This is a genomic window from Jiella endophytica (assembly GCF_004519335.1).
Lineage (GTDB): Bacteria > Pseudomonadota > Alphaproteobacteria > Rhizobiales > Rhizobiaceae > Jiella > Jiella endophytica.
Genome location: NZ_SOZD01000015.1, coordinates 20,128 through 45,929, shown reverse-complemented (window position 1 = coordinate 45,929; position 25,802 = coordinate 20,128). Strand labels below are relative to the sequence as shown.

Below are 25,802 nucleotides of genomic sequence, written 5' to 3'. Positions count from 1 at the left end.
TTCGACAAATCGATCCATCTTCGCCTCCACGGGACATCTCCATGGATGCTTCCAGAATCAATCAGAGCCAAAACCGCAAGCCCGATCAGCTTCAAATCACCGCCGGCCATATGCGATTCGCCTGCCCCCTTGAGGGGGAGATGCCGGCAGGCAGAGGGGGGCGCGACGGGCGCCGACATGTCCCGACGCGGGCGCCATACCCCCGTCAGGGTTGCCACTCATTTCCCCCGCAAGCGGGGAGATCGAAGCGTCGCCGGCGGTGCGGGGCTTCGAGCGATCCGCCGGGACGATGCGGGAGCGTTCGACACCTGCCCAAGCCGGAAAGGCAGCGCGGTGCCCTCGTTCACTCCAGCGGCTCGACCGCCAGCACGGCGCCGTCGGCGCCGGTCACCCGCACCCGGGCGCCTTGGGGCAGGTCAGGTCCGGAGACGCTCCACCAGCTGTCCTCGATGGCGATCCGACCTCTTCCGTCGACGATCGCCTCGGAGAGCCGCGCCTCGCGGCCGATCAGCCGGCTGGTGCGCCGGTTGATCGGCGAGGCCTCGTCGATCTCCGGCCGGGTGCCGTACCAGCGCCGGCCGAGATAGAGGCAGACCGCCGAGACGACGACGAAGGCGATCACCTGCTGCGGCCAGCCGAACCAGCCGGTGCCGCCGAGGAAGAAGGCGTTGGTGCCGACGATCAGCGCCGCGATGCCGAAGAAGACGAGGTAGACGCCGGGGAGCACCACCTCGAGGATCAGGAGGACCAGGCCGGCGATCCACCAGCCATAGTCGACGAGCGTCTCGAAAAGCGCGTCCATGTCAGGTCACTCGGCCGGCGCCGAGCCGCTGTCCGGCACCCTGAAGCCCGGGCGGCCCTGGCGCGGACGGGGCGGCGAGGGCGGCACCGTCGGCCCGGCATCCGCGCCGAAGGCGGCCCGCGCGATCTCGGCGATGCCGGAGACCGAGCCGATCAGCGACGAGGCTTCGAGCGGCATCAGCACGACACGCTGGTTCGGCGCCGTGGCGAGCTTGCCCAGCGCCTCGGTGTATTTCTGGGCGACGAAGTAGTTGATCGCCTGGACGTCGCCCGCCGAGATCGCCTCCGAGACGAGCCGCGTCGCCGTCGCTTCCGCCTCGGCCAGCCGCTCGCGCGCCTCGGCCTCGCGATAGGCGGCCTCGCGCTTGCCCTCGGCCTGCAGGATCTGGCTCTGCTTCTCGCCCTCGGCCCGAAGGATCGCGGCGTTGCGCGAGCCTTCCGCCTCGAGGATCTCGGCGCGCTTCTCGCGCTCGGCCATCATCTGCCTTGCCATGGCGTCGACGAGGTTCTTCGGTGGATTGATGTCCTTGATCTCGATGCGGGTGATCTTGATGCCCCAGGAGTGGGAGGCCTGATCGACGACGCGCAGGATCTTCTCCGAGATGGTGTCGCGGTTCGACAGAAGGTCGTCGAGGTCCATCGATCCCATGACCGAGCGAAGATTGGTCATCACGAGATTGAGGATGGCGTTGTCGAGCCCGGACACCTCGTAGGCGGCCGCCTTGGCGTCGAGGATCTGGTAGAAGGCGACGCCGTCCGCCGCGACGGACGCGTTGTCGCGGGTGATGACCTCCTGGGTCGGCACGTCGAGCACTTGCTCCATCATGTTCATCTTGCGTCCGACGCGCTCGATGAAGGGCACGAGGATGGAAAGGCCGGGCTCCAGCGTGCGGGTGTAGCGGCCGAAATTCTCGACGGTGTAATTGTAGCCCTGCGGGACGATCTTGATCGTCGACGTCAGGACGATGACGCCGAAAAACAGGACGACGATCAGAAGAATGCTGGCGGATGTGAACATGCCGAACTCCAAGGGCCGCCTGCCTCTCGGCCGGGCGGCGGATGCAGAAGGCCCCGGCTGACTATCGCGTCATTCCTGCCGAACGCAAGCGCCGGCGATGGACGCCGGCGCTTTCGAGATCCGCAATGTCGCTCCGGCGCGTGGTGCGCCGCGGGAATGGAGGGTCAGAACACCGCCCTGAGCGCCACGAAGCCGATGGCGGCGAGCACCGCCGCGACCGGCAGGGTAACCACCCAGGCGAAGGCGATCGGCTTCATCAGGTTCCAGTTGGTGTAGTTGTTGACGAGGCCGATGCCGAGCACCGAGCCGATCAGGATGTGCGTGCTCGAAACCGGCAGGCCGAGGATCGAGGCGAGCAGCACCACGGCCGAGGCGGAAAGCTCCGCCGAAAAGCCCGAGGCCGGGTGGATGGTCGTCAGATTGTGGCCGACGGTCTGGATGACGTTCTTGCCGATGAACCAGAGGCCGGCGATCAGCGCGACGCCGAAGGTGACCATGGCGATCGTCGGGACCGGGGCGTTCTGGCCGACATTGCCGGTGCGCAGGACGTCGAGGATCGCCGCGAAGGGGCCGATGGCGTTGGCGATGTCGTTGGAGCCGTGGCTGAAGGCAAAGCCCGCCGCGGTGAAGACCTGCATCCAGGAGAACAGGAGGAAAGTCGCGCGGCCGAGCTGGCGCTCCTTCAGCGCCCGGGCGAAGACATAGACGGCGATCCAGACGATGGCGCCGACCATGGCGAGGATCAACCCGTCCTGCAGCAGGCTGAGGTCGAGCTTCAGATTGCCGAGCCCCTTGGACAGCAGCATGCCGGCGATCACCATCGCGCCGACGGCGGCGATCGGCGGGACGAAGCTCTCGATCGCCCGGTGGGGATGCAGCTCCTTGCGCTGGCGCTCGAACTTCTGGAGGCCGCGGAAATAGTCGGATTCGAGGTCTTCCGGTTCGAAGTCGCGGTCCGCCATGATGTGGGCGTCGCGTGCCATGGTGTGGGTGTAGGAGATCTGCTGGATCTCCGACAGGCGCTCGAAGGCTTCCTTGTGCCTGCGGGCGTGCTCGCGCTTTTCCTGGCGGATCTCCTCGAGCTTCTGCTCGGCCGCCTCGTTATAGGCGAGGACGTGCTTCTTGATCTCGCGGAACAGGAAATAGGCGATGATGCCGCCGAGCGCCGGCGACAGCACCCAGGAAATCACGATCTGGCCGACCTTGCCCCACTGGACGAGCGAGAAGGCGGTGTCGGAGCCGCTCGACAGGATGCCGAGGGTGATCGAGGAGCCGACGATGGCGCCGACGATCGAATGGGTGGTCGAGACCGGCCAGCCTCTGTTCGAGGCGAACATCAGCCACAGCGCCGCGGCGATCAGCGCCGACATCATGATGTAGATGAAATCGGCCGGCTCGACCGCGATCCGGGACAGATCGACGATGCCGTCGCGGATCGTGTCGGTGACGCTGCCGCCGGCGATGACCGCGCCGGAGACCTCGAAGATCGCGGCGATCGCCAGCGCCTGCTGGATCGTCAGCGTGCCGGCGCCGACGCTGGTGCCGAAGGAGTTGGCGACGTCGTTGCCGCCGATGTTGAAGGCCATGAAGACGCCGAACAGCGTCGCCAGCACCAGAATCGTCGGAAAGTGTCCCTCGGTGTAGCCGAAGGCCCAGTAGATGAAATAGGCGGTCACTCCGACCAGCAGGACGACGAAGACGAGCCCGAGCCGCGTCAGGTCGAAGGGCGAACCGGCCCCCGTATTCTCAGCTTGAACTTCTGCCGACATGAACCGACGTCTCCCGAATCTGACTGGCGCCACGGTTCAGCCGATCCGGTCCGGTGGCCGAGCCGGTCGGGAACCAGCTCGGATCATTAATCAGCTTATTTTACAGTCGGATGACGCATGGGCCGCGTGGCAGCACGGTGGTGACCTCGTCAGTCCAGCCAGCCGCGCAGTTCCCGGCGCACCATCGCCTCGATGACGTCCATGCCGGGATCGGAATCATTGAGGCAGGGAATGTGCGAGAAATTCTCGCCGCCCGCCTCGTGGAAGATCTCGCCCGCCTCGCCGGCGATCTCCTCCAGCGTTTCGAGGCAATCGGAGACGAAGCCGGGATTGAGGACGGCGATCGACTTCACCCCCTCCTTCGCGAGCTTCTCGACCGTCTTGTCGGTATAGGGCTGCAGCCATTCCTCCGGGCCGAAGCGGGACTGGAAGGTGGTGACCAGCCGGCCCTTCGGCCAGCCGAGCCGTTCGTTGAGGAGCCGCGAGGTCTTCTGGCAGTGGCAGTGATAGGGGTCGCCCTTCCTGAAATAGCTCTGCGGAATGCCGTGATAGGAGGCGATGACGTGTTCCGGCTCGAAATCGAGGGTGGCGAGATGGCTCTCGATCGAGCGGGCGAGGGCGTCGATATACACCGGTTCGTCGTGATAGGCCGGCACGGTGCGCACCGCCGGCATCCAGCGCTGGGCCATCATGTGTTCGAAAAACTTGTCGTTCACGGTAGCCGTGGTGGATGCCGAATATTGCGGATAGAGCGGGAACACCAGGATGCGGTCGCAGCCCTTTTCCATCAGATAGTCGGCGCGTTCGGCGATCGACGGCCTGCCGTAGCGCATCGCCCAGTCGACGACGACCTCGCCGTGGCCGGCGAGGCGGACGGCGAGCTTTTCCCCTTGCGCCCGCGTGAAGGTTCTGAGCGGCGACTCGTTGCGCTCGGTGTTCCAGATCTCGGCATAGGCGGCGCCGGACTTCTTCGGCCGGGTGTTCAGGACGATGCCGTAGAGGATCGGGTACCAGGCGATGCGCGGCCACTCGATGACGCGCTTGTCGGAGAGAAATTCCTTCAGATAGCGGCGCATCGGCTTGAAGTCGGTGCCGTCGGGCGTGCCGAGATTGACGAGGAGGACGCCGATCTTGGCAGCCTTGACCGGGGGGTGGCCTTCCGGAAGGGGGCCAGTCGACCGCTCGGCGACCGTCTTGGTGAGGGCGTTCATTCGCAAGTCCCGAACTGGAGCATGATCCTGAAAAGCGGCAGCCGGTTTCCAGAGAAGATCATGCGCAAACAGAATCATGAAGCGCGATGACGGGCAAATCTCGTTCCGTCGCGCTCTCGGTGTTGAAATCGTCGCCGGACCACGGGGGCGCGCCTGGCGCCCGATCGCGCTTACCCGTTCGGGTGGCGCCTCAAGGTCCAGCCGTTGGCGGTTTCGATATAGGGGTTTGCAGCTTTATTTGAATGCGTCGAAGACAACGCATTCGACGAAAAGACCGCCCGGCTTGGCGCCGGACGGTCGATCAGCAACATTCCATTTCCGCCGGCCCGGCCGGGCCGGTCCCGACATTGCCGCCTCAGGCGCGGGAAAACTCGAAGCGCGTGCCGTTGGATGCGGCACAGGCGAGACGGTTCGACTGCACGAGGTTGCAGTTCGCCGACTGCTGCTGATTGGTCGTGCGCGAGGTGTAGAGGATGTTGATCTGACCGGGGCCGAGCTGCGAATAGGTGCCGGTCGCCAATACGCCGCCGGTGCCCTGCTCGATCGATGCGAAACGGCCGTTGTTGAAGGTGGCGCTGTAGGCGACCGGTCCGCCGATGGCATTCCAGTGCCCCTCGATGCCCTGCTGGCGCGGCGCGACGGAGGCGCGGGGGCCGCCGCTGGTGCAGGCGCCGAGCGCCAGGGCGATCAGGGTGACAGCGACTGCCGTTTCGCGTGTGCGCATCAACTCATCCTCGTTTATGGGCCGTGGGACGTCTTTTTTTGCGATGCGGGCCGGCTTGCGACAACCCGGAAGTGTTTCAGAACGGGACGCCCCGAGGGTCAAGGGAAAATGCCGCCGAGCGGCGCTTTTCCCCTGAATAGGGAGCCCGGCGAGGCGTGAAGGCCACGCCCCGCATGCCGCGGGGTCAGCGAACGAGGATGTTCTTGAACTGCCAGGGGTCTTTCTCGTCGATGTCCTCCGGGAAGAGGCCCGGCCGGTCTACCAGCGGCGTCCAGCTGGTGTAATAGCCCTTCACCGGACCGAGATAGGGCGTCTGGACTTCCAGGCAGCGCTTGTAGTCCATCTCGTCGGCCTCGACGATGCCGGCCTCGGGGTTCTCCAGCGCCCAGACCATGCCGGCGAGGACGGCCGAGGTCACCTGCAGGCCGGTGGCGTTCTGATAGGGGGCGAGCTGGCGGGTCTCTTCGATGGAGAGCTGCGAGCCGTACCAGTAGGCGTTCTTCTCGTGGCCGTAGAGCAGCACGCCGAGCTCGTCGATGCCGTCGACGATCTCGTTCTCGTCGAGGACGTGCAGCTCCGGCTGGATCTTGCCGGCAGCGCCGAACAGCTCGTGCAGCGACAGGACCGCATCGTTCGCCGGATGATAGGCGTAGTGCGAGGTCGGCCGGAAGGTGACTTCGCCGTCCTTGTTGCGATGGGTGAAGTAGTCGGCGATCGAGATCGACTCGTTGTGCGTCACCAGGAAGCCGTATTGCGGGCCGGGGGTCGGGCACCACGAGCGGACGCGGGTGTTGGCGCCCGGCTGCTCGAGGAAGATCGCCGCCTGGCAGCCCTTCTTGTGGCGATGGGCGTTCTTCGGCATCCACTTCTCGTGGGTGCCCCAGCCGAGCTCCGAGGGCTGCATGCCCTCCGACAGGAAGCCCTCGACCGACCAGGTGTTCCAGAACACGTTCATCGGCTTGGGGTGCTTGGCCCGCTGGGTGTCGCGCTCGGCGATGTGGACGCCCTTGACGCCCGCCTTCTTCATCAGCTTGGCCCAGCCCTCGCGATCGTCGAAACCCGGCTCGTCGAACTCCATGCCGGTGTCGCGGGCGATGTCGACCAGCGCCTTCTTGACGAACCAGGAGACCATGCCGGGATTGGCGCCGCAGCAGGAGACCGCCGTGGTGCCGCCGGGGCTCTTCTTCTTTTCCTTCCGGACCGTCTCGCGCAGCGCGTAGTTGGTGCGCTCGGCATTCGACATGTTCTTGTCGAAATAGAAGCCGAGCCACGGCTCGACGACGGTGTCGATGTAGAGAACGCCGAGCTTGCGGCAGAGCTTGATGAGATCGAGCGAGCCGGTGTCGACCGAAAGGTTGACGCAGAAGCCCTGGCCTTCGCCCTCGGTGAGAAGCGGGGTGAGAAGCTCCTCGTAGTTCTTGCGCGTCACCGCCTCGTGGACGAAGCGGATGCCGCGCTCGTCGAGCAGCGCGCGATCCGAATCGTCAGGATCGATGACGACGAAGCGGCTGCGGTCGAAATCGAAATGCCGCTCGATCAACGGCAGCGTGCCCTTGCCGATCGAGCCGAAGCCGATCATCACGACCGGGCCGGAAATCTTGGCGTGAACCTGATGCTGGCTGTCGGCCATCTTGGCTATCAACTCCTTGGGCGCGGGGAAACGGCGCGTGTCCGGCCCCGGTGACGGGGCTCGGGTGAGGGTTCTGGTTGGCGCCGCGCTAGACGGTTTCCGTGTCAAATAAAAGCGAAATGTCGGCTTCAACCCGAAAAAGCCGCCGCGCCGCGAAGTAGCGTTCGAGCCCGCCGGCGCAACGCCGGTTCCTGCAGATTGCCCCAACGTCCGACAGGTGGCCGGGGCGCATCGCCGCTCGTCAAAGCGCAGGCGGCGAGCCTGCGATCAAAAAGTTTTTTCGATCTTTGGCCGCGATCGGCGGTTTTAATCGATTGGTGCAAGACGGCCCGTCTGGACGTCACACCGATATGCCTACAAAAGAAACGGCAAGCATCCCTGCTCGATGCGCCATTCCTGTCGTTTGCCGAAGGACACCCAAATCATGCTCAGAACCGAGGTCGTACGGAAAATTCTCTCCTGGTACGAAGGCGAGACTCCGGGACTGAAGAGCAATCTCTCCCGGCTCCTGATGCACGGCCGCCTCGGCGGCACCGGGCGGATGGTGATCCTGCCGGTCGATCAGGGCTTCGAGCACGGGCCGGCCCGCTCCTTCGCGCCGAACCCGGCCGCCTACGATCCGCATTACCTCTACGAGCTGGCGATCGAATCCGGCGTCTCCGGCTATGCCGCGCCGCTCGGCCTGCTCGAGCAGGGCGCCGACACCTTCGCCGGCGAGGTGCCGCTGATCCTCAAGGTCAACAGCGGCAATTCGCTGGTCTCGAACAACGACCAGGCCCTCACCGGCACCGTCGACGATGCGATGCGCCTCGGCTGCATCGGCGTCGGCTTCACCATCTATCCGGGGTCGGAGTGCTCCTACGAGATGATCGAGGAGCTGCGCGAGATCAGCCACTACGCCAAGTCGCGCGGGCTGATCTCGGTCGTCTGGTCCTATCCGCGCGGCGGCAAGGTGACCAAGGACGGCGAGACCGGCACGGACATCATCGCCTATGCCGCGCACATGGCGGCGCTGATGGGGGCGACGATCATCAAGGTGAAGCTGCCGACCTCGCACATCGATCTCGATGCGGCGAAGTCGACCTACGAGAAATATCCGGTCGACAGCGCCAGCATGGCCGGCCGGGTCAAGCATGTCATGCAGGCCGCCTTCAACGGCAAGCGCGTCGTCGTCTTCTCCGGCGGGGCGGCGAAGAACACCTCGGAGCTTCTCGAAGAGGTCCGCGCCATCCGCGAAGGCGGCGGCAATGGCTCGATCATCGGCCGCAATTCCTTCCAGCGTCCGAAGGAAGAGGCCATCGCGCTCCTTAATGAGGTGATGGACATTTACAGCTGAGGCTTGCCAGCGACCTCGCCCGGCGCGCTTTTCGCAGCCGGGCGAAACGTCGCGTCGCGTTCTTTCGTCCGGGCCCTATGATCCCTTGCATGGCGACGGCGCGAAATCGGACGATCTTCGGGCGGCGGCTGGCAATGGCCGCCGCTTTTCTCTTGGCGCTTGTCCTGGCGCTGACCTGCCGGCCCGCCGCATCCTGGGCCGACGAACTCCTGATGTTCGAGCAGCCGGGCTGCCCGTTCTGCCGCAAGTTCGATGCCGAGATCGCACCGGATTACCCCCAGAGCCGCATTGGTAGGGTCGCGCCGCTCCGCCGGGTGAACATCTATGACGATCGCACCGGCGGCATCGCCGGCCTGACGCCGGCGGTGTTCACGCCGACTTTCGTCCTCATCGGCGAAGACGGCCACGAGATCGGCCGGCTCGAGGGCTATCCCGGCCGCAAGTGGTTCTATCCGGAGATCGAGGCGATCCTCGACGGCGACGAGGCGGGCTCAGCGGGCAAGCCGGCGCCGGCGGGCAGGAGCGAAGTTCCGCCCGCGAGGTGAGACGCGATCGGCATGTCGGTCGAGGCCCATTGGCCGAAAGTCTCACGTTGCGGCGGCATCCAATCCTCCCTAGTCTTTCAGGTTTAAAGCCAAAGTTGCTCCCTCGTGCCCTGGAGACTGCCATGCCCGCCGAGACCAGCACCGCCCGGTCAGTCGACGCTGGACACTTCCCTGCGCCTTTCGCCGCGCCCTTCGCGCCGGACGATCAGGCGGCGGTCTCCGCGCTACTGAAGGCCTCCGACCGCTGGCCCGTCGACGACGACAAGGTCGATGCCCGGGCCCGCGGTCTGATCGTCGGCATCCGCAAGGCGGCGGGCGGCATCGGCGGTGTCGAGGATTTCCTGCGCGAATACGGCCTGTCGAGCCGCGAAGGCCTCGCCCTGATGATCCTCGCCGAGGCGCTTCTGCGCGTGCCCGACGCGGCGACGCAGGACCGGCTGATCGAGGAGAAGATCGGCGCCGGCGACTGGGCCCATCACGAGGGCGGCGAGGACCGCCTGATGACGGCGGCCTCGGCCTGGGCACTCGGCATCTCGGCGCGGATCATCCGGCCGAACGAGACGCCGCAGGGCGTCATGTCCGGCCTCGTCAAGCGGCTCGGTGGCCCGGCGGTGCGCCAGGCGACGCGGCAGGCCATGCGCTTTCTCGGCCGGCACTTCGTCCTCGGCGAGACCATCGACGACGCGCTGGAACGGGCGCGGGGCTTCGAGGCGAAGGGCTATCGCCACTCCTACGACATGCTGGGCGAGGGCGCCCGCACGATGGAGGACGCCGAGCGCTATTATCGCTCCTACGCCAATGCCATCGAGAAGATCGGCCGCAAGGCCGGCAACAAGAAGCTGCCGGACCGGCCGGGCATCTCGGTGAAGCTGTCGGCCCTGCATCCGCGCTATCATCCGCTGCAGCACGAGCGGGTCATCGCCGAACTTCTGCCGAAGGTCGAGGCCCTTGCCGAGATGGCACGCGGCTACGACCTCAACCTGACCATCGATGCGGAGGAGGCCGAGCGGCTGGAGATCTCCCTCGACGTCATCGACGCGCTGGTGAAGCGCTTCGACTTCAAGGGTTGGGAGGGCTTCGGCCTCGCCGTCCAGGCCTATCAGAAGCGCGCCGTCGCGGTCATCGACCATATCGACGCGCTTTGCGGCGCCGCCGGGATCCGGATGATGGTGCGCCTCGTCAAGGGCGCCTATTGGGACACCGAGATCAAGCACGCCCAGGAAAAGGGGCTCGACGGCTATCCGGTCTACACCCGCAAGCCGGCGACGGATCTGGCCTATCTCGTCTGCTCCAAGGCGCTGCTCGACCGGCGGGCGCGGATCTATCCGCAATTTGCCACCCACAACGCGCTGACCGTCGCAACCATCCTCGAAATGGCCGGCAGCGACGCCACCGGCTTCGAGTTCCAGCGCCTGCACGGCATGGGCGAGGCGCTCTACGAGACGCTGCGGCGGGGCGGGCCGAAGCCGCCGATCGCCTGCCGGATCTACGCCCCCGTCGGCGGCTATCGCGACCTTCTCGCCTATCTCGTCCGCCGGCTCCTCGAAAACGGCGCCAACTCCTCCTTCGTGGCGATGGTGGGCGACGAGGACGTGCCGGTCGACGATCTTCTGGTCCGGCCGCGGTCGGTGCTGGCGGAGGGCCCGGCGCGCCATCCGAAGATCGGCCTGCCGAAGGATCTGTTCTCGCCGCGCAAGAACTCCGCCGGCGTCGAGAGCGGCGACCGCAAGGCGCTGGCCAGCCTGATTTCCGAGCGCGGCCGCGCCGCCGTGACCGGACTTGCGGCCCGCTGCGAGGCGGAGGCGGCGAAGAAGGGGGCCGAGCCGGTGGAGATCGTCTCGCCGGTCGACGGGACCGTGCTCGGGACGAGCCACCATCTCTCCGCCGAGGCCGCGACGGCGCTCGTCGGCGAGGCGGCGCGGCATGTCACGGCTGCCGAGGCGGTGCCGGCGGCGCGGCGGGCGGAAATGCTGCGCAAGGCGGCGGGCCTTTTCGAGAGCCACGAGGCCGAGCTTCTGGCGATCCTTGCGGCGGAGGGCGGCAAGACCCTCGACGATGCCATCGCCGAAGTGCGCGAAGCGGTGGACTTTCTGCGCTTCTATGCCGACGAGGCGATGCGGCTGTTCGGCGAGCCGGTGAACCTGCCGGGGCCGACGGGCGAAGAGAACCGCCTGACCTATCGCTCGCGCGGCGTCGCCGTGGCGATCTCGCCGTGGAACTTCCCGCTGGCGATCTTCACCGGCCAGGTCGCCGCGGCGCTTGCTGCCGGCAACGTCGTCATCGGTAAGCCGGCGGAGCAGACCCCGCTGATCGCCGCCAGGGCCGTCGAGCTCCTCCACCGGGCCGGGTTTGCCAAGGAGCACCTCTATCTGGCGCCTGGCGACGGCGAGACCGGCGCGGCGCTCACCTCCCACGATCTGACGGCGCTCGTCGCCTTCACCGGCTCGACCGAGACCGCCTTTGCGATCAACCGGGCGCTCGCCGCCCGCAACGCGCCGATCGCGCCGCTGATTGCCGAGACCGGCGGCATCAACGCGCTGATCGCCGACGCCACCGCACTGCCCGAGCAGGTCGCCGACGACGTGGTGATGTCGGCCTTCCGCTCCGCCGGCCAGCGCTGTTCGGCGCTCCGGCTGCTGTTCCTGCAGGAGGACGTCGGCGACCGTATCCTCGAAATGATCGTCGGCGCCGCGAAGGAACTGACCGTCGGCGATCCGCGCGAGCTTGCCACCGACATCGGTCCGGTGATCGACGGCGAGCAGCTCGCCATGCTGCAGGAGCATGTCCGGCGCATGGAGGCCGAACAGACGATCCGCTATCGCGGCAAGGTGCCCGAGGGGCTATCCGGCAAGGGGCACTATTTCGCGCCCCATGTCGTCGAGCTCGATCGGCCGGAGGCGCTCGACCGCGAGGTGTTCGGCCCGATCCTGCATGTCGTGCGCTGGAAGACAAAGGACTTCGGCAAGATCCTCGATGCCATCGAGGCGACGGGCTACGGCCTGACCCTCGGCGTGCATAGCCGGATCAACGAGACCGCGAACAAAGTCATTGCACGGCTAACCGTTGGTAACCTGTATGTGAACCGGAATATCATCGGCGCGATTGTAGGCTCGCAACCCTTTGGCGGATCTGGCCTTTCCGGGACGGGGCCGAAGGCAGGCGGACCGAACTACCTGGCCCGTTTCGCACGGGAGCAGGTGATATCGGTCAATACTGCCGCAGCCGGAGGCAACGCCAGCCTCATCGCCATGGAGTCGTAGCAACGAGGACACAGCAAGACCATGGAAACTGTGGTAGCTTGTGTGAGTCGGGCAAGGATGACGAGGCGGTCCGCCCTTTCCTCCCATGTGGTGTGGCCGCATTTTCCGACCCGGCAGCAGGCAGCGGAATTCGCATTGCCTCCTGATGTCGCGTTCCGCAGATACGAGTAGAAGAAAAGCTCGGCGATCTCCTCCCACGCCGGGCTTTTCTTTTCGTCTCGTCGGCGCCCCTGACTTTTCCCTTCGACGATCGACCGCGCCGCCGTTGCCGGATTTCCCGGCGCCCGCACGGTGGCAATGGTTCGGCACCTTGCGTATGCTGGCGCCAAAAGATTGACTGTAGGGAGAAAGCCTTGAGCGAATTCAACTCCGACATCGCCATCGCCCGCGCCGCGACCAAGAAGCCGATCAAGGAGATCGCCGCGCGCCTCGGCATGTCCGAAGAGGACATCGTTCCCTATGGCCACGACAAGGCGAAGATTTCCGCGCCTTTCCTGAACAGCCTCGAAAGCCGGCCCGACGGCAAGCTGATCCTCGTCACCGCCGTCAATCCGACGCCGGCCGGCGAGGGCAAGACGACGACCACCGTCGGCCTCGGCGACGGGCTCAACCGCATCGGCAAGAACGCGCTGATCTGCATCCGCGAGGCCTCGCTCGGACCCTGCTTCGGCGTCAAGGGCGGGGCCGCCGGCGGCGGCTATGCCCAGGTGGTGCCGATGGAGGACATGAACCTCCATTTCACCGGCGACTTCCACGCGATCACCACGGCGCACAACCTGCTCTCGGCGATGATCGACAACCACATCTACTGGGGCAACGAGCTGCAGATCGATTCCCGCCGGGTCACCTGGCGGCGGGTGCTCGACATGAACGACCGGGCGCTGCGCCAGATCACCGCTTCGCTCGGCGGCGTCGCCAATGGCTTCCCCCGTGAGACCGGCTTCGACATCACCGTCGCCTCCGAGGTCATGGCGATCCTGTGTTTGTCGAATGACCTGAAGGATCTCGAAAAACGCCTCGGCGACATCATCGTCGCCTACCGTCGCGACAAGACGCCAGTGACCGCCAGAGACCTCAAGGCCGATGGCGCGATGGCGGTTCTCCTGAAGGATGCGATCCAGCCGAACCTCGTCCAGACTCTGGAGAACAACCCGGCCTTCGTCCATGGCGGCCCCTTCGCCAATATCGCCCATGGCTGCAATTCGGTGGTCGCAACGAAGGCCGCGCTGAAGCTCGCCGACTATGTCGTCACCGAGGCGGGCTTCGGCGCCGATCTCGGGGCCGAGAAGTTCTTCGACATCAAGTGCCGCAAGGCGGGCCTCAAGCCGGCAGCGGCCGTCGTCGTCGCCACCGTCCGGGCGATGAAGATGAATGGCGGCGTCGCCAAGGCCGATCTTGGCGCCGAGAATGTCGAGGCGGTGAAGGCCGGCTGCGCCAATCTCGGCCGCCACGTCGAGAACGTCAAAGGCTTCGGCGTGCCGGTCGTCGTCGCGATCAATCATTTCTCCGCCGACACCGAAGCCGAGATCGCCGCCGTGAAGGACTACGTCGCGACCCTCGGCGCCGAGGCGATCGTCTGCCGCCACTGGGCGGAGGGATCGGCCGGGATCACCGGCCTTGCCGAGAAGGTGGTCGAACTTGCCGACGGCGGCACGGCCGATTTCCAGCCGATCTATCCCGACGAGATGGGCCTCTTCGAAAAGATCGAGACGGTCGTGAAGAAGATCTATCGCGGCGCCGAGGTCACGGCCGACCAGTCGGTCCGCGACCAGCTTTCCGCCTGGCAGGAGGCCGGCTACGGCAATCTGCCGGTCTGCATGGCGAAGACGCAGTATTCCTTCTCCACCGACCCGACGAAGCGTGGCGCGCCGGCGGACTTTTCCGTCCATGTGCGCGAGGTGCGGCTCTCTGCGGGCGCCGGCTTCGTCGTCGCCATCTGCGGGCAGATCATGACCATGCCGGGCCTGCCCTCGCAGCCGGCGGCCGAATCGATCTATCTCAACGACAACGGCGAGATCGAAGGTCTGTTCTGACGCCGGCGGAGACGATCGAGACATGACGGCCATCAGCATCGCCGGGGCGACGAAACGTTTCGACGGCACCGCGGCGGTCGACGACGTATCGCTCGAGATCGCGGAAGGCGAATTCGTCGCTCTCCTCGGGCCGTCCGGCTGCGGCAAGACCACGCTCCTGCGGCTGATCGCCGGTTTCGAGACGCTCAGCGCCGGCGCGATCCGCTTCGGCGAGCAGCTCGTCGCCGGCGAAGGAATGCATGTCCCGCCCGAGAAGCGCAACGTTGCCATCGTCTTCCAGTCCTACGCGCTCTGGCCGCACATGACCGTTGCCGAGAATGTCGGCTATGCGCTGAGGGTGCGCGGGCTCGGCAAGGCGGAGATGGCCCGCAAGGTCGGCGAGGCGCTGGCGGCCGTCGAGCTCTCCGGCTTCGAGGCGCGGCGCCCGGCCGAGCTTTCCGGCGGCCAGCGCCAGCGCGTGGCGCTTGCCCGCTGCCTCGCCATGGACCCCGACGTCATCCTGCTCGACGAGCCGCTCGCCAATCTCGACGTGCATCTGAGGGCCGCAATGGAGGAGACGTTTCGCGCCTTCCACGCGCGGACCGGCGCGACGATGGTCTATGTCACCCATGATCAGGCCGAGGCGATGGCGATGGCCGATCGGATCGCGGTGATGGAAAAAGGCCGCATCCTGCAGGTGGCGGATCCCGCGACCCTCTATGCCGAGCCTGCGGGGGAGGGCGTCGCCCGCTTCGTCGGCAACGGCCATGTCGTCGACTGCATGGCGCTCGGGCGGGCAGGCGACGGGCGCTCCCGGGTGTCCCTCCATGGCAGCGAGGCGCTGGTGCGGGCGGCTGGCGGTGCGCCATCCTCCGGCGCCGCGCGCCTCGCGCTGAAACCGGAAGGCCTGGCGCTCGGCGACGGTGGCTTTGCGGCGAAGGTCCGCAAGGCGGTCTTCAAGGGCGCCCACACGCTCTACGAGATCGAGCCGGACATGGCGCCGGGCGTGCTTCTCCCGGTGACGTCGGCCGAGCGCATCGCCATCGGCGACATCGTGCGGGTGGTGGTTCGCGACGGCTGGGTGCTGCCATCGGCGGCTGCGACGACGAAGAGCCTTGCCGAGGCGGCCTGAGGGCTCGCCTTGAACGGAGAAGCCTCCGGCTCTCGATACAATCAGTCCGTCCAGGGCAATACGCCGCGGGGCAGCCGGCTGCCGAACAGCGCCGTCACGCCCATGATCGCCAGGATCGCCGCGACGGTCACCACCGCGACCGCCGAGGCGAGCACCGTATAGCCGCCGTCGTCGAGATTGAAGACCACGACGCCGAGGGTCTCGTTGCCCGCCGACCAGAGCAGCGCCGAGACCGTCAGCTCGTTGAAGCTGGTCATGAAGGTCAGCACCGCGCCCGCGGCGGCCGCCGGCGCGAGCAGCGGAAAGAGCACCGTGCGCAGCCGGAAGAGATAGCCGGCGCCGGTCATCCGCGCCGCCTCGTCAAGCCCGCGATCGAGTTGCTGCACCGCGCCGACGACGGGCCGCAGCGACAGCGTCAGGAAGCGCGCGAGATAGGCGAAGAAGATGATCCAGATGGTGTTGTAGAGGCTGACCTCCAGGATCGGCAGCGGCCTGATGAAGATCAGGATCGCCGCGATGCCGAGGACGATGCCCGGCAGGGCGTAGGGCACCTCGGCGAGCATCGCCAAAGCCTTCAGGAGCCTGCCGCCGCGCCAGACGATCATCGCCGCGAAGGGGACGGCGAGGAGCATCAGAAGGAGCGACGCGCCGGCGGCAAGGAAGAACGAGTTGCGGAAGGCCCGCACCGTTGCGTCTTGGCGAAACAGCACCTCGGCATAGTTGCCGAGCGTCATCGTCTTTTCGTTGAGCGGGACGCCGTAGGCGCTGACGAGGGACGTCGCGACGAGGGCGACGAGCGGCACGACGAGAATGACGACGATGACGCCCCAGGCGGCGAGCTCCACCGGCAGCCGTGCTTTCCCTAGACGGTACCGCAGCGCCGCCGATGGCGCGCCGACGCTTCTGAAGTCGCGTTTGCCGATCAGCAGCGACTGCAGCGCGAAGCCGAGAAAGGCAAGGCCGCCGACGAGGATAGAGAGAACCGCGACGTCGGAGATGATCGACGGGCCGAAGCTCGCCAGCCGCTGATAGATCAAGGCGGGTAGGACGGTATAGCCGGCGGGGATCCCGAGCAGCGCCGGAATGCCGAAGTTGCCGATCGCCGAGACGAAGGCCAGCGCCGCACCGGCGACCAGCGCCGGGGTCATCATCGGCAGGACGATGGTGCACAGAACGAAGAGCCGCCCGGCGCCGCAGGCCCGCGCCGCCTCGATCATCTCCCGTGGCAGGCCCCGCAGCCCGGCGCGCACCGCCAGGAAGACCAGCGGCGCGTGCTGGATGCCGAGGAGGAGGATGATCCCCTCGGCGCTGTAGAGCGGGTTCGGCGCGCCGAGCGGCGGCGCGAGACCGAGGGTGATCAGCATCGGGCTCGACGGGCCGGCAAGCTGCGCCCAGGAGAGCGCCGTCACCTGCGGCGGGATCATCAGAGGCAGCAGGAACGCAAAGACCAGCGCCGCCTTCGCCCGGATGTCGGTGAGCGCCACCGCGAGCGCGAAGGCCGTGCCGAGGACGAGCGAGATCGCCGTCCCGGCAAGCGAGGTCACCAGCGAGTGCCAGGTGGCACGCCAGGTCGATGCGGCGGCGAGCACCGAGCCGAGATTGGAAAGGTCGAAGCGTCCGCCCGGCGCGACCGCCTCGAGAAGCAGGCGGGCGATGGGCAGCACCGAGACGAGGGTGACGGCGACAACGAGAACGGCGAGAGCCAGGCCCTCGCCGTCCGGTCTTTGCCTCGGGAATGTCGGCAAGCTGTCAGCCGCCGAAGATCTCGGCGAAGCGCTTCTTGTTCGCTTCCTCGTCGGCCAGCGCCTTGTCGGCGTCGAAGGCCATTAGCTTGATCTTGTCGCGGGAGGGAAAGCCCTCGGGCGGCGCGACGCCTTCGCGGGCCGGCAGATAGCCCTGCTTGGCGGCGAGCCTCTGGCCGTCCTCGGAGAGGAGAAAGTCGACGAAGGCCTTGGCGGCGTCCGGGTTCTTGGCGGTCTTCAGGATCGCCACCGGCTCGGTCACCGCGGAGACGCCTTCGGTCGGGAAGACGAAGTTGACCGGCGAGCCCTTCTCGGCCTCGCGGATCGGCAGGTAGTCGACGATCACGCCATAGGCCTTCTGGCCGCCGGCCACCGCCTTGAGGATGCCGCCATTGCCGCCGGCGGCCGTCGCGCCGTTCTTGGCCAGCGCCTCGACATAGTCCCAGCCGAGGTCGGGGTTCTGGGTGATGGTGGCGAGATGGACGAGCGCTGCGCCGGAGGTCAGCGGGCTCGGCATCGTCACCTGGCCCTTCGCCTCGGGCTTGGTGAGGTCCTTCCAGGACGACGGGGTCATCTCGGCGCGGGTGTTGTTGACGAGGCCGGTGGTGATCAGCTTGGTCGAGAAATAGGCCTTGTCCTTGTCGTAGAGGCCGTCCTCGAAGCCGGTCGTGTCGGCGCCCTCGTAGGACATCAGCCGGCCGTCGCGCTTCAGCCCGGCCATGGTCACGCTGTCGGCGATCAGCAGCACGTCGGGCTGCGGGTTGCCGGCGGAGAATTCCGCCTGCAGCTTGGCCATCACCTTGGTGGTGCCGTCGCGCACCCATTCGACCTCGACGCCGGGATACTTCTTCTCGAAGGCATCGACGGTCGCCTGGGCGTCCTCGTTCGGCTGGCTGGTGTAGAGCACCAGCTTGCCCTCCTGTGCGAGGGCCGGGGCTGCCGCGAAGATGGCGGCGAGCGAGATGGCGATGAGGCCGGCTTTGCGGATCATGGAAAAGCTCTCGAAGGTCGATTGCGGATCGGCGTCGGCTAACGGACGCCGGCTCGATCCTTGGAGTACCCGTCCCGTCATGACAGCGTCATGACAGCCGGAGCAAGCCGCCACAAGCCCCGACCCCGAGCCTCGCCGCTCAGGCCGCCTTCGTCCCGACGCCCCCGTCCGCCTCGGCCAGCCGCCGACCCATGCGTTTCAGCTCGGCGACCGCCGTGTCGGTGGAAGAGGGCGGGCAGACATAATCCGCAACCGCGTCCATCCGCCTCAGGGTGCGGCAGTGGACGTCTTCCATCAGGATATGGGCGAACTCGCCGTTGCGGCCGATCGAGTAGAGGCCGTCGATGCCGGAGGAGCGGGCGAAGCGCTGCCGCTCAGCCTCGTAGTCGAGGCGGTAGACCGGATAGGAAATCGGCGTCTTCATGATGCCGCCGGCGCCGAGATATTTGCCGCGCAGCTGCGGATAGAGTTCCGCAATGCCGTCGAGGCAGAGCTCGGCGAGCTTGTCGTCCGACATGGTCCAGAGGGCGTCGCCGACGGCGCAGCCGATGTCGAAGGTGATCAGCGTCTTGCCATCGGGTGCCAGCCACGGCATCGAGATCGGCGTCTCGGTCAGCCGGAAGAACGGCACGTCGCGCCGCGGCACCCACAGCATCGTATCCGGCAGATGGCCCCGGCCCTCAAAGTGCAGGTTGACGAAGATCATCGGCCGGTAGCGGAAGCGGGCGAGATGATCGAGCGCGTCCGATCCTTCGACGAGCTTCGGCAGGACATGAACCGGCGCCGTCGAGATCACCGCCGAAGCTTCGATCGTCTCGCCATTGACGCGAAGGCCGCGCACCGCGCCGTCCTCGACGAGGATCTTTTCGACCGGCGATTCGAGCCTCACCAGATGCGACACGGCATCGAGGGTCGGCTGCAGCAGCCGCGAAATGCCGCCCTCGGGATAGACGTGGTAGACGCCGGCATTTTCCGGCCGCTCGTGGGAGTAGCCGATGCAGACCGCGCGGCCCGTCAGCCGGGCGGCGGCCTTGAGATAGAGGGTCTTCAGCGCGCCGTTCGACATCTTCTCGCCGACGGAAGGGGCAAGTTCGCTCGCCGGCGTGCCGGACCAGGCTTCGGCGATCGGGATCGCCACCGCCTCGGCCAGGGCGTCGCCATAGTGGTGGCGGAACCAGTCCTCGGCGGTGCGAAGCTCGTGATGGCGCAGGCGGCTTGCCACCGCGCCGCGGACGAAGCGCGGCGAGCGCATGAGCCCGAAGGGGTAGCCGTAGGAGGTGCCGGCAAGATGCACCGCCTCGCCATAGTGTTTCACCGGCCGGCAGATGTCGGCGGCGCCGAGCGCCTTCGCCAGCCGGTTGTTCACGAAATGCGCGCCGAAATCATAGGTGAAGCCGGCCGGATCCTTGAAGGAAGCCATCATCCCGCCGACCTTCGTGCCGGCCTCGTAGACCACCACGGGAAGGCCGCGGCGCTTGAGTTCGGCGGCGGCGGTCAGGCCGGCGATGCCGGCCCCGAGAATGGCGATCGGATGCATGCAGCTCCCCTCGGTTCCGTCCGGTGCCGCGAAGGCTGCGGGCAGAGCCCGTCGTTCGGCGGCCTGCTTCCGGAAACGGCAGGAATGCTAAGGGAAACTTCTTTAACCTGCCGTTGTCATCGCAGGCGCGCAGCAGGGCGGGGAGAGGAATGATTGGCGGGAGCGTAAAGAAAGGGTTGATGGCGCCGGTCACATCGTCTTGAGCCGGGCGTGAGGCGTCCGGCGCGGCGGTAGGGCGACGCATCCAGCCGCCGGATTTAGATGACGGAGCGCCGGCGGCCCGGCGCCCCGTCTTGCAAGTGGCAGGTCGACCCGGACCGGTCAGGCCGCCGAATCCGGTTCGGGAAGGAACTGGTAGAGCCAGGTTTCCGTCAGGGTCTGGTCGCCGGATTTCAGATAGGCCCTGAGGTCGACGGGCTCGGGATCGTCGGCCTTGATGTCGAAGGTCATCCGCCAGGCGGTGCCGATCTTCACCGAATAGCACTCGATGTTCGACAATTCGCCGCGGGACGCATTGACCACCGCCTCGACGCCCTTGGCGTCGCGATCGAGCTTGGCGACGTAGCCGCCGTCGAAGTCGATGGCGAATTTCATGACGCCCTTCGGTCGGGGCTGGCCGGGAATGCCGCCGCGGCCGATGCGGGTGGCCGTCACCGTGCTGACCTCGGCAGGATGGGGCTCGTCCTTCGACCAGGTGAGGCGATAGGAGAGGGGGATCTCGTCACCTCGCCCGACCGGCTTTTCCGACACCCAGTAGACGACGATGTTGTCGTGGATCTCGTCGTCCGTCGGGATCTCGACGAGTTGCACCTCGCCGGCGCCCCAGTCGCCCTTCGGCTCGATCCAGACCGTCGGCCGCTTCTCGTAGAAGACGCCGTCGTCCTGGTAGTTGGCGAAGGAGCGGTCGCGCTGCAAAAGGCCGAAGCCCTTCGGACCCCTGTCGGCGAAGCTCGATGTGCGGACCATCGGCGGGTTGTTGAGCGGCCGCCAGATGCGCTCGTTGGAGCCGGTCCACAGCGCCAGCCCGTCGCTGTCGTGAACCTCCGGCCGCCAGTCGATCCGGTCCGGCCGGTCGGTCTCGGAAAACCAGAACATCGAGGTCAGCGGTGCCAGCCCCACCCGGTCGATCTTGTCGCGGGCGAAGAAGCGGCTGTCGATGTCCATCACCACGGGGCCGTGCTTGCCGACGTCCATGCGGAAGACGCCGGTCATGCGCGGCGAGTCGATCAGGCAGGTGATGACGAGTTCGTGCCCCGGCGTCGTCGAGCGCTCCAGATAGTAGTCGGTGAAGCGCGGGAATTCTTCCGGCGTCGGCATGGCGACGTCGATCGCCAGGGCGCGGGCCGAAAGGCCGTACTGGTTGAGCTCGCCCGCGGAACGGAAATAGGCGGCGCCGAGGAATGCCAGCCAGTCGGTCTTCTGATCGGGCGCCATCACCCTGAGGCCGGCATAGCCGATGTCCTTCGGCAGCTTGCGGGCGGGGCTGTCCTCCGGCATCTCGAAGACCACAGGGTCGTATCGCAGCTCCCTGGACTTGTCGCCGTCGACCACGTGGATCCCGACGGGAAGCTGGAAATAGCGGCCGAGATGGAACAGCCGCACCGGCGCCGATCCGTCGGCGACTTCGAGGGTCGCTTCCGGCCGGTACTTGATCTTCCAATGGGCGTCGAAGTCGATCTGGTCGAGCACCTTCGGATCGCGCGACTTCGTCTCGATATAAGGCTGCATCGCCATCCGGCGCGCCTGATCGGCCAGCAGATCGAAGGAGAAGGCCCTGGGCTTCTCGAAGGTGAGGAGCTTGTCTTCGGCGAAGGCCCGGCCGCCGGCGGGCAGCAGGCCGAGCGCGGCGGCGGCGGTCAGGAAGGAGCGGCGGCTGAGGCCGCTGCGATCGGTCGAGGTCCCCGGCTCGTCCGGCGAGGCATTGTCGTCACGCATCAGCAGAATGTCCCTTGGCATGTCCCGGGCGCGCCATCGGCGCGCGACTCCCAGTGCCGCAGAGAGAGGCGCATTTTGTCATCGATATGGCAGTGGTTGCAAAGCGTTAGGGCATTCAGTGAGCTTGCGCAGAAAAAGGGCAATCATGGTAAAGCCTTACGCGACCCCTGCGGCGCCGGCTCTTGGACCGACTCGAGCGGTCGACAATGGGCCGGCAGCGCCTTGCCGTAGCGGACTTCCGCCGGGCTCCAGCCTATCATTTCGGTTATGAAACAATGCCTTGGGTCAGGTCGGCTCGCGGCGACGGGCAAGGGCGAGGAGATCGGCCTCGCGGCCGAGCGGGGCGATCAGCTGGACGCCAGTCGACAGGCCGTCGCAAAAGCCGGCCGGCAGCGCCAGCACCGGGCAGCCGGACAAGGTGCCGGGGGCGACGCATTCCATCCAGCGATGATAGCTGTCCATCGGGCGGCCGGCGATCGTCTGGGGCCACCGCCATTCGATCGGAAACGGCCAGACCTGCGCTGCGGGGAGCGCGAGGAAGTCGAATTTTCCGAAGAGGTCGAGCAGGCAGAGGTGCCATGCCGTCCGCGTCTCGCCGGCGACATGGAGGGCAAGGGCGGAGAGTGCCTTGCCGTTTTCGATCTCCCACTGGAGTTCCGGTTTCAGGAGATCGCGGGTCGCCGGATCGTCGAAGAGCGGCCCGTGCTTGCCGGCAATCGCCGCCTGGCGCTGGACGACGAAGCTCTGCCACAGACGCTCGGGATCGAAGCCGAGGCTAGCTGGCGAGGTCTCGCAGCCGGGAAGCGTATTGAGGGCGGACAAACAGGTCTCGAGGATACCGGCTTCGGTGGCGAGATGGCCGCCGAGGTCGCCGAGCCAGCCGATCCTCACGGGCCGGTCGGTCGGGAGCCTGTCGCGGGTGATGTCTGGCAGACCGGCGGAGAGCGGCTGACGGGGATCGGCGCCGGACTGGACCGCGAGCAGCAGCGCCAGATCGTCGATCGTCCGCGCCATCGGCCCGTCGGTCGAGAGCGAAGCCTCGAAGACATTGCCGGCCGGCAGGCTCGGCACCCGTCCGAAGGACGGTCGAAGGCCGTAGACGTTGTTGAAGGCGGCGGGGTTGCGCAGCGAGCCGCCCATGTCCGAGCCGTCGGCGAGGGGCAGCATGCGGGTGGCGACCGCCACGGCCGCGCCGCCTGACGAGCCGCCGGCGCTTCTTGCCGGATCGAAGGCGTTGCCGGTCGCCCCGAACACCTCGTTAAACGTGTGAGAGCCGAGGCCGAATTCCGGCGTGTTGGTCTTGCCGATGACGATCGCCCCGGCCGCCCTGACACGGGCCGTCGCCAGCCCGTCGGCATCGGGCACGTCGTCCCGGTGGATCGGCGATCCGAAAGTCGTGCGAAGGCCCTTCGTCGGCGACAGGTCCTTGATGGCGATGGGCAGGCCGGCGAGCGGTCCCGGCGCCTCACCTGTAGCGATCCGCCGGTCGACAGCCTCGGCCTCGGCGAGGATCTCCTCTCTCGGCCGCAGCGAGACGATGGCATTGTGCGCCGGATTGACGCTTTCGATCCGGTCAAGAAAGGCCGCGACGACCTCGACCGAAGAGAGGCTGCGGCTGGCGATCGCGGCGGCGAGCGCGGTCGCCGGCAGGGCGCAGATCCCGGAAACCTCGCCGGCCGGAGCGCGCAGCGAACCATTGGCAGCGAAGGGCGACGCGGTGCCGCCCTTCGCTGCTTTCTCCTCCGACGTGCCGCCCGAAAGCGTCACGGCCGCGCCCCGGCGAGGAGATCAGGTCGGCTCACGCGCCGAGTTCCGCGAGCAGCCCGGCAATCAGCTTGCCGCGCGAGGCGAGGCTCGAGACCTCGATATGCTCGTTCAGCGTATGGACGTCGCGGCCGACGACACCGAGGCCGTCAAGCGTCGGCAGCCCCATCGCGCCGGTGAAGTTGCCGTCGGATCCGCCGCCCTCCGAGGCATGGGCGAGATCGAAGCCGAGCTCGTTGCCGAGCCGCCTTGCCCGCTCGTAAAGCTCCATCGTCCCTGCGCTGGCCTCCCAGACCGGACGCACGACGCTCTTTTCGACGACGAAGCCGGTGCCGTCGGCCTCCTGCCGGTTGAAGGCGAGGATCTTCCCGGTGCCGCGGTCGAGGTCTTCCTGGCGCTTGGCCATCGACAGGCATTCGGCCCGGGCGATCGTCGGCACGCAGTTCACCCACTGGCCGCCATGCATGACCGAGACCGAGAAGGTGCAGTCGTCGTCGGTCATGTCCTCGATCTCGATGAGCTTTCTCGCCATCATCTTCACCGCCGACTGGCCGGCCTTCAGCGCCGCGCCGGCATGGCTCGGCCGGCCGAGGGCGGTGAGGTGGTAGCGGGCAATGGCGTAGCGCCCGGTGACCACCGTGTTGCGCGCCCAGGCAGGCTCGGGAACGAGGACGTATTTGTTCTTCGCCGCCTCCGCCTCGATCATCGCGCGGCAACCCGGCGTGCCGATTTCCTCGTCGGAGGTCAGAAGGATCGTCACCGGCAGCGGCGTCTCGACGCCCATCTCGGCGAGCGCCTTGACGGCGCTCATGGCGATGTAGTTGCCGCCCTTCATGTCGCAGATGCCGGGGCCCCAGCAGAGGTCGCCGTCGCGCCGGAACGGCAGCTTCTCCAGCGTTCCGAGCGGATGCACCGTGTCGATATGGCCGCTGATCAGGACGCCCGGCTCGCCCTGCCTGGGATGCGGGAACGTCGCCCGGACGCAATCGCCGAGGCCGTCCGGGCCGGGGATGATCTCGACGGAAAAGCCGAGCGCCTTCATGTCATCGGCGGCGAGCGCTGCCATCCTGTCGACGGAAGGCTTGTCGTAGGTCGGGCTCTCGCATTCGACCCAGCGCTTGAGCCCCTTGATCATCTCTTCCGCGTCGAGCGGAACCTTGGTCACGTCCATCAGTCTTCCTCGTCATTCATGCATGCGATGGTTGGCAGGCAAGGCAGGCCGTCTCAGGCGGAGAGCCGGCGCTCCACCACCCGGGCCAGCAGGCTGGCGCCGATCGGCAGGATCTCGTCGTCGAGGATGAATCCCGGATTGTGCAGCGGCATGGTGCCGCCATGGCCGACCCAGGCATAGGCGCCGGGGACGGCGAGCAGCATGTCGGCGAAATCCTCGCTGCCCATCATCGGCGTCGGCTCCGTGAGCACGCCGGCCTCGCCGACGATGTCGACGGCGGCAAGCCGCATCTCCTCGGTCTCGGCCGGGTGGTTCTCCAGCACCGAAAAGATGGGGCGGATGTCGACGTCGATCTCGCACTGATACATCGCCGCCGCGCCGGCGCAGATCTCGCGCATGCGGCGGGCGACGAGTTCGCCGACCGCGTCGTCGAAGAACCGGACGGTGCCGCCGAGTTCGGCGCTTTCCGGAACGACGTTATAGGCCGAGCCGGCGTGGATCTTGGTGATCGAAAGGACCGCGGGCAGCATCGGATCGACATTGCGGCTGACGATCGACTGCAGGCTCTGGGACAGCGACGTCGCGATGACGATCGGGTCTCTGGAGTCGTGCGGCCGGGCGCCGTGGCTGCCCCGGCCCTTGATGGTGATGTCGAAGAAGCTCGCCCCGGCCATCGCCTTGCCCGGGAAGATGCCGACCTCGCCGAGGTTCAGCATCGGGCTGTTGTGGAGGCCATAGATCTCGTCGCAGGGGAACCGCTCGAACAGCTTGTCGGCGAGCATGGCCCTGGCGCCGCCGAGGCCTTCCTCGGCCGGCTGGAAGACGAACATCGCAGTCCCGGCAAAATCCCGGTTGGCGGCGAGATAGCGGGCCGCGCCGAGCAGCATGGTGGTGTGGCCGTCATGGCCGCAGCCATGGAAGGCGCCGGGATTCTGCGAGCGGAAGGGCAGGTTGGTTTGCTCTTCCATCGGCAGCGCGTCCATGTCGGCGCGAAGCCCGATCGTCCGTCCTTCGCCGCCGGTGCCGCGCAGGATGCCGACGACGCCGGTGACGCCGACCGCCTCATGCACCTCGTCGAGACCATAGGCGCGCAGCTTTTCGGCGACGATCGCGGAGGTGCGCTTCTCCTCGAAGCCGATCTCGGGATGGGCGTGCAGATCGCGGCGGATTTCGGTGAGGTCGGTCGAAAAGCTGGCGATTTCGGGAATGATGGTCATCGCAGTC

18 protein-coding genes are annotated in these 25,802 nt (G+C 67.0%); 5 read left to right on the top strand and 13 right to left on the bottom strand.

Annotated elements, in window-relative coordinates; translation table 11 throughout:
* Nucleotides 1-343: 343 nt before the first annotated feature.
* The 6 genes from E3C22_RS23600 to E3C22_RS23575 all read right to left on the bottom strand — a co-directional run bounded on the left by E3C22_RS23600 (nucleotide 344) and on the right by E3C22_RS23575 (nucleotide 7,153).
* Nucleotides 344-802: an NfeD family protein gene (locus tag E3C22_RS23600; protein WP_134764345.1), complete on the bottom strand. Its 459-nt coding sequence runs from the start codon at nucleotides 800-802 to the stop codon at nucleotides 344-346.
* Nucleotides 803-808: 6 nt separating this feature from the next.
* The gene (locus E3C22_RS23595; RefSeq protein WP_134764344.1) at nucleotides 809-1,819 is read right to left on the bottom strand and encodes an SPFH domain-containing protein; all 1,011 of its coding nucleotides are present in this window, start codon (nucleotides 1,817-1,819) and stop codon (nucleotides 809-811) included.
* A 164-nt stretch (nucleotides 1,820-1,983) separates the two neighbouring features.
* Nucleotides 1,984-3,588 (bottom strand): inorganic phosphate transporter, encoded by a 1,605-nt coding sequence (locus E3C22_RS23590; RefSeq protein ID WP_134764343.1) that lies wholly within the window; start codon nucleotides 3,586-3,588, stop codon nucleotides 1,984-1,986.
* Nucleotides 3,589-3,737: 149 nt separating this feature from the next.
* On the bottom strand, nucleotides 3,738-4,799 hold the full coding sequence (gene hemH, locus E3C22_RS23585) for a ferrochelatase (RefSeq protein ID WP_134764342.1): 1,062 nt from the start codon (nucleotides 4,797-4,799) through the stop codon (nucleotides 3,738-3,740).
* Between the two features lie 355 nt (nucleotides 4,800-5,154).
* The gene (locus tag E3C22_RS23580) at nucleotides 5,155-5,523 is read right to left on the bottom strand and encodes an Omp10 family outer membrane lipoprotein (protein ID WP_134764341.1); all 369 of its coding nucleotides are present in this window, start codon (nucleotides 5,521-5,523) and stop codon (nucleotides 5,155-5,157) included.
* Between the two features lie 184 nt (nucleotides 5,524-5,707).
* Nucleotides 5,708-7,153 carry a homospermidine synthase gene (locus E3C22_RS23575; protein WP_134764340.1) on the bottom strand — a complete coding sequence of 482 codons (1,446 nt, stop codon included), beginning with the start codon at nucleotides 7,151-7,153 and terminating at the stop codon, nucleotides 5,708-5,710.
* Nucleotides 7,154-7,577: 424 nt separating this feature from the next.
* On the opposite strand from E3C22_RS23575, the gene E3C22_RS23570 reads away from it, so the two are divergent.
* The 5 genes from E3C22_RS23570 to E3C22_RS23550 all read left to right on the top strand — a co-directional run bounded on the left by E3C22_RS23570 (nucleotide 7,578) and on the right by E3C22_RS23550 (nucleotide 15,438).
* Entirely contained in the window at nucleotides 7,578-8,489 is a 912-nt protein-coding gene (locus E3C22_RS23570) for a class I fructose-bisphosphate aldolase (protein ID WP_134764339.1), read from the top strand.
* Between the two features lie 89 nt (nucleotides 8,490-8,578).
* Nucleotides 8,579-9,034, top strand: a complete 456-nt coding sequence (locus E3C22_RS23565) for a thioredoxin family protein (RefSeq protein ID WP_245515167.1) — start codon at nucleotides 8,579-8,581, stop codon at nucleotides 9,032-9,034.
* 122 nt (nucleotides 9,035-9,156) lie between these two features.
* Nucleotides 9,157-12,294, top strand: coding sequence for a bifunctional proline dehydrogenase/L-glutamate gamma-semialdehyde dehydrogenase PutA (gene putA, locus E3C22_RS23560; protein WP_134764338.1), 3,138 nt, complete (start codon nucleotides 9,157-9,159; stop codon nucleotides 12,292-12,294).
* Between the two features lie 353 nt (nucleotides 12,295-12,647).
* Entirely contained in the window at nucleotides 12,648-14,327 is a 1,680-nt protein-coding gene (locus E3C22_RS23555) for a formate--tetrahydrofolate ligase (protein ID WP_134764337.1), read from the top strand.
* A 22-nt stretch (nucleotides 14,328-14,349) separates the two neighbouring features.
* On the top strand, nucleotides 14,350-15,438 hold the full coding sequence (locus E3C22_RS23550) for an ABC transporter ATP-binding protein (protein WP_134764336.1): 1,089 nt from the start codon (nucleotides 14,350-14,352) through the stop codon (nucleotides 15,436-15,438).
* Nucleotides 15,439-15,479: 41 nt separating this feature from the next.
* Here E3C22_RS23550 and E3C22_RS23545 read toward each other — a convergent pair whose 3' ends face one another.
* The 7 genes from E3C22_RS23545 to E3C22_RS23515 form a co-directional block, all read right to left on the bottom strand.
* The gene (locus tag E3C22_RS23545) at nucleotides 15,480-17,183 is read right to left on the bottom strand and encodes an ABC transporter permease (RefSeq protein ID WP_245515166.1); all 1,704 of its coding nucleotides are present in this window, start codon (nucleotides 17,181-17,183) and stop codon (nucleotides 15,480-15,482) included.
* A gap of 4 nt (nucleotides 17,184-17,187) precedes the next feature.
* Complete coding sequence (locus E3C22_RS23540) at nucleotides 17,188-18,171, bottom strand: ABC transporter substrate-binding protein (RefSeq protein ID WP_134764335.1); 984 nt, start codon at nucleotides 18,169-18,171, stop codon at nucleotides 17,188-17,190.
* A 139-nt stretch (nucleotides 18,172-18,310) separates the two neighbouring features.
* Nucleotides 18,311-19,708 (bottom strand): protoporphyrinogen/coproporphyrinogen oxidase, encoded by a 1,398-nt coding sequence (locus E3C22_RS23535; RefSeq protein ID WP_134764334.1) that lies wholly within the window; start codon nucleotides 19,706-19,708, stop codon nucleotides 18,311-18,313.
* Nucleotides 19,709-20,029: 321 nt separating this feature from the next.
* Entirely contained in the window at nucleotides 20,030-21,643 is a 1,614-nt protein-coding gene (locus tag E3C22_RS23530; RefSeq protein WP_134764333.1) for an OpgD/OpgG family glucan biosynthesis protein, read from the bottom strand.
* 285 nt (nucleotides 21,644-21,928) lie between these two features.
* Complete coding sequence (locus E3C22_RS23525) at nucleotides 21,929-23,410, bottom strand: amidase (protein WP_134764332.1); 1,482 nt, start codon at nucleotides 23,408-23,410, stop codon at nucleotides 21,929-21,931.
* Nucleotides 23,411-23,441: 31 nt separating this feature from the next.
* Complete coding sequence (locus E3C22_RS23520; protein WP_134764331.1) at nucleotides 23,442-24,578, bottom strand: M20/M25/M40 family metallo-hydrolase; 1,137 nt, start codon at nucleotides 24,576-24,578, stop codon at nucleotides 23,442-23,444.
* A 53-nt stretch (nucleotides 24,579-24,631) separates the two neighbouring features.
* Nucleotides 24,632-25,795 carry a M20 aminoacylase family protein gene (locus tag E3C22_RS23515; protein ID WP_134764330.1) on the bottom strand — a complete coding sequence of 388 codons (1,164 nt, stop codon included), beginning with the start codon at nucleotides 25,793-25,795 and terminating at the stop codon, nucleotides 24,632-24,634.
* Nucleotides 25,796-25,802: the final 7 nt, after the last annotated feature.